At 67.3% G+C, this 8,681-nt stretch carries 8 protein-coding genes; 4 read left to right on the top strand and 4 right to left on the bottom strand.

Translation table 11 applies throughout. The features are described from left to right. Positions 1-543 (top strand): 3-methyl-2-oxobutanoate hydroxymethyltransferase (gene panB / locus Q8814_RS22145; protein ID WP_330154137.1); only part of this gene is annotated, 543 nt, incomplete at its 5' end. 108 nt (positions 544-651) lie between these two features. Then, on the top strand, positions 652-3,354 hold the full coding sequence (locus Q8814_RS22140; RefSeq protein WP_330154136.1) for a cation-transporting P-type ATPase: 2,703 nt from the start codon (positions 652-654) through the stop codon (positions 3,352-3,354). Positions 3,355-3,357: 3 nt separating this feature from the next. Here the strand turns inward: Q8814_RS22140 and Q8814_RS22135 are convergent, their stop codons facing one another. Then, the gene (locus Q8814_RS22135) at positions 3,358-4,647 is read right to left on the bottom strand and encodes a hemolysin family protein (RefSeq protein WP_330154135.1); all 1,290 of its coding nucleotides are present in this window, start codon (positions 4,645-4,647) and stop codon (positions 3,358-3,360) included. A gap of 165 nt (positions 4,648-4,812) precedes the next feature. Between Q8814_RS22135 and Q8814_RS22130 the strand changes: the two genes are divergently transcribed. Both Q8814_RS22130 and pip read left to right on the top strand, forming a co-directional pair. Next, positions 4,813-5,253, top strand: a complete 441-nt coding sequence (locus tag Q8814_RS22130) for a hypothetical protein (RefSeq protein ID WP_330154134.1) — start codon at positions 4,813-4,815, stop codon at positions 5,251-5,253. Further along, positions 5,253-6,215, top strand: coding sequence for a prolyl aminopeptidase (gene pip / locus Q8814_RS22125; RefSeq protein ID WP_330154133.1), 963 nt, complete (start codon positions 5,253-5,255; stop codon positions 6,213-6,215). The genes Q8814_RS22130 and pip overlap by 1 nt, the downstream gene beginning before the upstream one ends. A gap of 6 nt (positions 6,216-6,221) precedes the next feature. Here pip and Q8814_RS22120 read toward each other — a convergent pair whose 3' ends face one another. Genes Q8814_RS22120 through Q8814_RS22110 form a run of 3 tightly spaced genes read right to left on the bottom strand, consistent with a single transcriptional unit; the run spans position 6,222 to position 8,431 of the window. Further along, the gene (locus Q8814_RS22120; protein WP_330154132.1) at positions 6,222-6,818 is read right to left on the bottom strand and encodes a CHAP domain-containing protein; all 597 of its coding nucleotides are present in this window, start codon (positions 6,816-6,818) and stop codon (positions 6,222-6,224) included. Beyond that, positions 6,808-8,268 carry an RNB domain-containing ribonuclease gene (locus tag Q8814_RS22115; RefSeq protein ID WP_330154131.1) on the bottom strand — a complete coding sequence of 487 codons (1,461 nt, stop codon included), beginning with the start codon at positions 8,266-8,268 and terminating at the stop codon, positions 6,808-6,810. The genes Q8814_RS22120 and Q8814_RS22115 overlap by 11 nt, the downstream gene beginning before the upstream one ends. Beyond that, entirely contained in the window at positions 8,252-8,431 is a 180-nt protein-coding gene (locus Q8814_RS22110) for a hypothetical protein (protein ID WP_330154130.1), read from the bottom strand. Before Q8814_RS22110 ends, Q8814_RS22115 begins: the two co-directional genes overlap by 17 nt. Positions 8,432-8,681 lie beyond the last annotated feature (250 nt).

Raw genomic sequence — 8,681 nt, 5'->3', positions numbered from 1 at the left:
CTGCCGTTCGGCACCTACGAAGCATCGCCGGAGCAGGCACTGGCCACCGCGATCCGCTTCATGAAGGAGGGCGGCGCGCACGCCGTCAAACTCGAGGGCGGCGAGCGGGTGGCCCCGCAGATCGCCGCCATCACCGCAGCCGGCATCCCGGTACAGGCGCACATCGGGTTCACCCCGCAATCGGTCAACACCCTCGGCGGCTTCCGCGTCCAGGGCCGCGGCGACGGTGCCGAGCAGCTCATCGCCGACGCGATCGCCGTCCAGGAAGCCGGCGCGTTCTCCGTCGTGATGGAGATGGTGCCCGCCGAGATCGCCGGTCAGGTCACCCGCAAACTCACCATCCCCACCGTGGGCATCGGTGCCGGCAACGAATGCGACGCCCAGGTGCTCGTGTGGCAGGACATGGCCGGTTACACCAGCGGCAAGACCGCCAAGTTCGTCAAGAAGTTCGGTGCGGTCGGCGACGAATTGCGCCGGGCTGCAGCGCAATACGCAGCCGAAGTGGCGCAGGGCAGCTTTCCGGGCCCGGAACATTCCTTCTGAGAGTGCCTGCACAGAGGTACCGCCGGCATGCCGGCGGTACCTCGGCGAGTCCCGTGACGTCCGCCCTCGCGGGGTCGCCGACTATTCACCTTGGGTAATGTTCGATTGATGAGTCAGCCATGGCACGCCCTCGAGCCTGGTGAAACTCTCACCCGTCTCGACACCGCAGCAACCGGTCTTTCCTCCGAGGAAGCGGCTCGTCGGTTGCGCGAATGCGGCCCCAACACTCTGCCGGCGTCGCGTTCGGACCGCTGGTGGTGGCGTCTGCTACGCCAGTTCCACAACGTTCTGCTGTACGTCATGATGGTCGCGGCGATCGTCACCGCATTCCTCGGCCACTGGGTGGACACCGCAGTCCTGGCTGGTGCGGTTGTCATCAACGCCGTGATCGGCTTCATCCAGGAGGGTCGCGCCGAATCCGCGCTGGACTCGATCCGCGCGATGCTCGCGCCGCGCACCCGCGTGTACCGGGACGGGCGGATCGTGGACATCGCGGCGGCCGACCTCGTACCCGGCGACATGGTCCGCCTCACATCCGGCGACCGGGTACCGGCAGACCTGCGTCTCGTCCGGGCCCGCGAACTACGGATCGACGAGTCCGCCCTGACCGGCGAATCCATGCCCGTCGAGAAGACGACGCTGTCGGTCGATCCCGACACCGAACTGGGCGACCGGAAATCGACCTGTTACGCCGGCACCGTCGCGGTATTCGGGCACGGTGCCGGGGTGGTCGTCGCGACCGGCAGCGACACCGAACTCGGCCGGATCAACGCGCTGTTGTCGGGCATCCCGAACTCCACCACCCCCCTGCTGAGGCAGATCGGCCGGTTCGGGCGCTGGCTCGCTTCAGTGATCCTGCTCGCCGCGGCGCTGACATTCGTTCTCGGTGTCTTCTGGCGAGGCGAGACACCGTCCGAAATGTTCGCCCTCGTGGTTGCGCTCGCAGCCTCCGCGATCCCGGAGGGGCTCCCCGCGGTGATGACGGTGACCCTTTCCCTCGGGGTGCAACGGATGGCGCGTCGCAATGCGGTGGTCCGCCGGCTTCCCGCGGTCGAAACGCTCGGCTCCGTGACGGTGATCTGCTCGGACAAGACCGGCACCCTGACCCGCAACGAGATGACCGTGCAGAAGGTCGTGTGCGCGCATCGCACCGTCGATGTAGGGGGCGTCGGCTACGCTCCGGCCGGGAATCTGACCACCGACGACGGCACTTCCGTGGACCCGGCGACCGACACGGCTCTGGAACTGGCCATCCGGGCCGGTGTGCTGTGCAACGACTCGCGGGTGTTCGAGGCAGACAACTCGTGGGAAATCGACGGCGATCCCACCGAGGCGGCCCTGCTGGTCCTCGGACGCAAGGCGTGCCTGACCCAGGAGGCGGCCTCGACCTCATGGCCTCGGCTCGACGCCGTCCCGTTCGAGTCGGAACACCGATTCATGGCAACGCTGCACCGCCACGACGATGCCCGGCAAGAGAGAATTTTCCTCAAGGGCGCACCCGAAGTGGTGTTCGCCGCATGCAGCCGTCAACTCGACTCGCACGGCGTCGCGCACGTTGTGGATACCGAGTACTGGGCCCGCCGCTCCGAGGAGATCGCGGCCCAGGGACTCCGGGTGCTGGCCCTGGCGTTTCGCGACCGTGAGGCCGGCACCGGCACGATCGAGTTCGAGGATGCCTGCGGGGGATTCACGATGCTCGCTCTGGTCGGCATCATCGATCCGCCCCGGGAAGAGGCCGTCGTGGCGGTACGGGAATGCCACCGAGCCGGCATCACCGTCAAGATGATCACCGGGGACCACGCCGACACCGCCGCCGAGATCGGGGCGCAGATGGGGCTGGGCGTCGGCAAACGTCCGGTTACCGGCGCCGAGATCGAAGTCCTCGACGATTCCGCGCTGCGCCGCGTCGTTGCCGAGACCGATGTGTTCGCCCGTGCCAGCCCCGAGCACAAGCTACGTCTGGTCCGGGCGCTGCAGGACAACGGTCACGTCGTGGCCATGACCGGGGACGGTGTCAACGATGCCCCGGCCCTGACCCGGGCAGATGTGGGCGTCGCTATGGGCAAGGGGGGAACCGAAGCCGCCAAGGAAGCCGCAGACATGGTGCTGGCGGACGACAACTTCGCCAGCATCGCCGCGGCGGTGCGCGAGGGTCGCGGTGTCTACGACAATCTGAAGAAATTCGTGCTCTTCATGCTGCCCACCAACGGCGGTGAAGCTCTCGTGGTCATCGCTGCAATCCTGTTCCAGCTGACCCTTCCGCTGACCCCCGCGCAGGTGCTCTGGATCAACCTGGCCACCGTGAGCACCCTGGGCCTGGCACTCGCCTTCGAACCCACCGAGAAGACGGTGATGCGACGCGCTCCGCGTCCACCCGACGAATCACTACTCTCCCCGTTCTTCGTGTGGCGCGTGGCGATGGTGTCGGTGTTGATGATGACCGGTTCGCTCGGGCTGTTCCTGTGGGAGCTCGAGTCCGGCACTTCCGTCGAAGTGGCCCGGACCCTCGCGGTCAACGCGATCGTGGTGGCCGAGATGTTCTACCTGATCAACAGTCGGCGCATCTACACGTCCGTGCTGGATCGGGAGGGGTTGTTCGGCAATCGGTACGCGCTCGGCGCCATCGCCGCGTGCGCTGCCCTGCAACTGCTCTTCACGTACGCCCCGTTCATGCAGGCCGTGTTCGGCTCGGCAGCTCTGTCACCGACCGACTGGGGCAAGGTGCTCGGGGCCGGCCTGTTGGTGTTCGTCGTGGCCGAAGTGGAGAAATGGGTGGCGGCGCGTATCCGACGTTCGCCCGCACCGGTGTGACCATCAACCCGGGAATGTGTGCGGGTCCTCCTCGTCGAGGAGAACCAAGCGCACCCTGGAGATCCGCCGACCGTCCAGCGAATCGACGATCAGGCGGTGCTCTCCGAAAACGATGCTGTCGCCCACTTCGGGAATCCGCTGCAGGCGGTCCTGCACGAACCCCGCGACCGTCTCGTAGTCGCCGTCCGGAAGCGCGAGGCCCGTCTCGTCGTGAAAATCCCCGAGATGGACGAGTCCGTCCACCCACTGCTCGCCACCGCGAGCGAGATCGCCGGCCACCGACACCGATTGCTCCCCGACCTCACCGATGATCTCTTCGACGATGTCCTCGAGAGTCACGATTCCTGCTGTGCCGCCGTATTCGTCGACGACCACGGCGAACTGCTGAGCATCCCGCCGAAGGTCGGGCAAGGCTGCGAGCGCGGGAATCGTCGACGGCAGATGCAGCGCACGGCGGCACACCTGCCCGACCGTGCCCGACTCCTGCGCCAGCATCAGGTCGCGGAGGTGCACCACCCCCGCGATGTCGTCGACCGATTTCGCGCAGACGGGATATCGGATGTGGCCGGCGTGCAGCGCGACCTCGCGCGCGTCTGCGACGCACATGGTCGCATCGAGGAACTGCACCGCGGTACGCGGTGTCATCACCTCCGACAGGCTCCGCTCCCCCGCATCGAACACCTCCGACAGAAGGGTGCGTTCGCGCTCCGGAATGGCCGTGTGCAGAACCATGTCTCGCACATCGTCGTGGGTGACCTCTTCACCGGTCATCGTCGGGTCACCGCCGAGCAACCGAACGACAGCGTCCGTGGACGCCGACAACAGCCAGATCACGGGCCGGACCAGCGAGGCGAACCGGTCCAGTACGGGCGCGGTGAGCAGCGCGACGCCACTGGCGCGCTGCAGCGCAATCCGTTTGGGCACGAGTTCACCGAGGACGAGCGACAGGTACGAGATAACCAATGTCGTGACGACCAAGGCCACGGCGGAGGCCGCTCCGGCGGGGAGCCCGCCGTCGTGGAGCGCCGGAGCGACACGAGGCGCGATTGCCGACGCCCCGTAGGCGGCGGAGAAGAACCCGGCGACGGTGACCCCGATCTGCACGGCAGCCAGGAATCTGTTGGGTTCGCGAACAAGCTTGGCAACCCGTGCACCGCGGCGGCCACGACGTTCGAGGGCGCGGACCCGTCCTGTGTTCAACGACACCAGTGCGATCTCTGCCGCGGCGAATGCCCCACCCAGCAGAACGAAGACGAGCACAAGCGTGAGGTTGACGACGATGGCCCAGGTCATGACGTGTCCCTGCTTCGACGATCGCGATCGGAATCCGACATAGCACGGCCTCTCGACTTTCGGACGCTGCGCGCCTCAGCTTAGGAGAGCACCGACTTCCACCGCAGAAATCGATGGCACACTCGACGGCGACACGCCGAACCCCCAACCGCGAGGTGCACATCCATGAACCGAACCCGCCGCGTACAGGTCTCTACTGCCGTGGCCGCCGCCATGATCGGTGTTCTCGGCGCGTGCGCGCCGGGCACCGCACCCGACCCCACCGCGTCGAGCACCACGACGGCACCCGCTTCCGTATCGGCGCAGAATCCTTCGACGCCCGCGGTCGGGCCGGGCGGCGTCACCGAGGCCCAGGCAGCGGATCTGTGCACCCGCATCGAAGGGCAACTCCAGAACTGGCGGACCTACACGCCGTCGATGAGCAAGCCGGGCCTGAACTTTCTGGTCGGTGAGTGGGCGGCGGCCAACGGTGTGGATCTGATCGCGCTCGTCCGCGACCGTGCGCGCGTGGACACCATCACCTCCGAGCAGTGTGCCGATGTCCGGCAGGAGGCACTCACCGCTCTGGAGATCCCCGATCTCGCATCCGCCCTGGTCGGGTTCTGATGGGCGAACTGCGCACGCTGTATCCACCCGTCGAGCCGCATGCGCACGGCATGCTCGATGTCGGTGACGATCAGGCACTGTATTGGGAGGTCAGCGGCAATCCGCGCGGAAAGCCCGTCGTGTTCCTTCACGGCGGCCCCGGTGGCGGGTCCGCCCCGATGCATCGCCGATTCTTCGATCCGGAGGCTTACCGGATCGTGGTGTTCGATCAGCGGGGCTGCGGACGGGCGCTACCGCACGTCGCCGACGGCGCCGATCTGTCCGTCAACACCACCGATCACTTGGTCGCCGACATCGAGCGGCTGCGCATCCACCTCGAGATCGACCGTTGGCAGGTGTTCGGTGGGTCGTGGGGTTCCACGTTGGCCCTGGCCTATGCACAACGTTGTCCCGAACGGGTCACCGAGTTGGTCCTGCGGGGCATCTTCCTGCTGCGTCGCGCGGAGATCGATTGGTACTACAACGGCGGGGCCGGGCACATCTTCCCCGACCGCTGGGAGGAGTTCTGCGCTCCCCTCGTCGGCGCCGATCCCGGCGAGCACCCCGTGGACACCTATCACCGCCTGTTGCATTCCCCCGACCCGCAGGTCGCGCTCGACGCGGCGGTCGCGTGGTCGACGTGGGAGAGCGCGACCAGCGCGCTGCTCCCACATCCGGAACGGGTGGCCGAGGCGTCGGAACCCCGGTTCGCGTTGGCGTTCGCCCGCATCGAAAACCATTACTTCTTTCATCGCGGGTTCCTCGAGGACGGTCGGCTGCTGCACGATGCCCATCGCTTGCACGGCATCCCGGGCGTTATCGTCCAGGGGCGATACGACGTGGTCTGTCCGGCAGCGAGTGCATGGGACTTGCACAAGTCCTGGCCGGGCTCGGAGCTGACGATCGTCGACGACGCGGGGCACGCCGCGAACGAACCGGGTATCACTCATCGTCTGGTGGAGGCCACGGACCGGTTCAGATGACGGATCTCACGGCGTGAGCCGGCCGAATCCGACGATGGCGGAGTCGCCGGCCCAGTCGAGGGTGTGCACCCGAATCTTGCGGAACTCGTTGCCGCCCACCGTGGTTACGGTGTCCCCGTCCACATCGGCGACGATGTTGGTGTGCTGACCGAACCCGGCGGTGTTCTCGTACAGCACGACATCACCGACGTCGGGCCGGTAGCCGGATCCGACCGGCTCGAATCGGCCGTCCTGCTCGTAGTACTCCTGCAGGGTGTACACCCCGGGTATCCGCCAGTGACCGGAGTGCGGATTCGACAGCGGCGCACCGGCTTCGCGCATGATCCAGCTGACGAAATCGGCGCACCACTCCTCTTCGACACCCTCGGCGTAGAAGGTGCCGGGTCGCTGCTGCGCATGTTCGCGCGCGAGCAATTCGACAACGGTCACCTGCTGCGGCGACAGCACCGCCGCGTCGATGTCCGGGAACGGTGCGGTGTCCCACGGCAGGTACCGGTTGGGGGCGAGCCACCACACTCCGAGCGCGAGCACGGCGACGACGGACACCGCCGCCACGAGTGCCGTGACGACGGCCCGTCGTCGGCCGCTGCCGTTACGACGCATACGTGAACCGAACCGTGCGGGTCTCCGGATCCGCGACTTCGAGTCGCACCCGCACGCGCTGCCCTTCCGGCGGTGCACCGGCGCACCGGCCGATCACCATCTCCGACGGCAGGTACACCTCCGCGTCCCGGCGGTCGGTTGCCTCCGCGAGCACTGTGGCCGCGAACTCGTCGCCGACTCGGTCTTGCAATACGCGCACTTCGGCCAAGTCGATACAAGCGCGCGCGATCCTTGCGGAGAGGGTGTCCGACGAGGACATGACCTTCGGCAACGTCGGGAGCCGGTCCCGCACGTGCACCGGGATCTCGGTGCCGGACGACACCGCCAGGCACACTTCGGTGGCGTACCGATCCGACAGTCGGCGCAGCGGCGCGGTGACATGCGCGTAGGGCGCGCCGATCGCACCGTGCAGTGTCGCGTCGGGGAGTTCGCCGTCGAACGCCGCGTACGACGCGCCCCGCAGCAGAGTCGGTGCTTCGCTCATCAGCACGAGCGTCGACGGATCGTTCGCGTCGAGCCCTGCCAGGAACACCCCGACCGTCAGATCCGCCGGCCACGGAACTCCGAGCGCCGCCGCGGTGCGACGCAACGCGGTCACAGCCTCCGGATCGGCCGAGGGAAGTGTGCGCAACAGACCGGCTTTCGCTTCGATCATCATGTTCGCAGCGCACATTCCGGTCAGCAGCGATACGTGCGAATTCCAGTCGTCGGCCTCCGTACGCGGTTGCAGGACGAGTTTCCAGCCGTCGCCGTCCGGGACGACATCCTGTTCGGGCAAGCGCAGTTCGATGGCGCCGCGCGCGAGTGCGGCCGCTTTCCGCAACCTGCCGAATTCCGGAAGCGCTCGGATCGAAGGGTGCAGCGAACCGGCGTCCGCGTCGCGCTGCACACCCGCGTAGTCCAGCCGCGCCACCGACCGCACGAGTGCGCGCCGGACCGTCACCGCAACGGGTTCGGCGTGCTCGTCGGTCTCGATGCGCCAGAGCACCGCGGGCCGGACAGCGCCGGGCAGCAGGCTCGCGGCCGATTCGGACAGCTCGCGCGGGTGGAGCGGAACGGATCCGTCGGGCAGATAGAACGTCTGGCCGCGGCGGTGGGTCTCGGCGTCCAGGGCCCCACCGGGTTCGACGACCGCATAGACATCGGCAATCGCGTAGTGCAGGACGAATCCGTCCGAAGTGCGGTCCAGGTGCAACGCCTGATCGAGATCCATCGAGCCGGGCGGATCGATGGTCACCAGGGGCAGGTCGGTGCGGTCGTCGCGGTGCCCGGCGAACCGGTCGGTGTGTGCGAGCGCCTCCGCGAGTGCTTCGGCGGGAAAGCTCTCCTCGAGCCCGAATTCGGCACGAACGGATCCGAAGTCGATCGCGGGCGCGACGACTATGGGCGTGCTCACTACGATGGTGGGTTCTCCTCGGTGATGTAGTTGTGGGTCAGTTGTTCCAGGCATCGTCCGCGTCGTCGGCGGCCTTGTTGCGTTCCGCGGCGATCTGAAGTGCCCGTTCGGCCGTTTCCCGATCCGGGTACGGACCCATCCGGTTGAGAGCATGCGGGTCCTTGCCCTGGCTCACCTTGTGGGTCCTCACGTCGTAGTACCACCCGTCGTCACTCATGACCCCAGTGTGCCCGATGAGGCGGCCCGTTTCGGGCAAGTCGCGCGCCGGTGCGGCTGGTACCGTCGGCCGGGCATCTCGGATCGCAATCAGTGAAGGAGCCCGCATGTCGTATCTGATCTTCGACGCCCTGCTGCCCTACCTCGGTGCCGACGTCGCATCGTATTGGGCACATCTGCTGGTCGTCGATCCGATCTGAGACCGGGCTCCGACCCGTGTCGGGTCGGAGCAGGGCGGACGAGTCGGCCTG

Source organism: Rhodococcus chondri (genome assembly GCF_036327435.1).
GTDB lineage: Bacteria > Actinomycetota > Actinomycetes > Mycobacteriales > Mycobacteriaceae > Rhodococcus > Rhodococcus chondri.
This window is presented reverse-complemented; position numbering and strand designations above follow the sequence as displayed.

Coding starts and splice junctions, on each gene's coding strand:
- pip (WP_330154133.1), top strand. CDS start 5,253: ATGGGCGAACTGCGCACGCTGTATCCACCCGTCGAGCCGCATGCGCAC.
- Q8814_RS22140 (WP_330154136.1), top strand. CDS start 652: ATGAGTCAGCCATGGCACGCCCTCGAGCCTGGTGAAACTCTCACCCGT.
- Q8814_RS22120 (WP_330154132.1), bottom strand. CDS start 6,818: ATGCGTCGTAACGGCAGCGGCCGACGACGGGCCGTCGTCACGGCACTC.
- Q8814_RS22115 (WP_330154131.1), bottom strand. CDS start 8,268: ATGCCTGGAACAACTGACCCACAACTACATCACCGAGGAGAACCCACC.
- Q8814_RS22110 (WP_330154130.1), bottom strand. CDS start 8,431: ATGAGTGACGACGGGTGGTACTACGACGTGAGGACCCACAAGGTGAGC.
- Q8814_RS22130 (WP_330154134.1), top strand. CDS start 4,813: ATGAACCGAACCCGCCGCGTACAGGTCTCTACTGCCGTGGCCGCCGCC.
- Q8814_RS22135 (WP_330154135.1), bottom strand. CDS start 4,647: ATGACCTGGGCCATCGTCGTCAACCTCACGCTTGTGCTCGTCTTCGTT.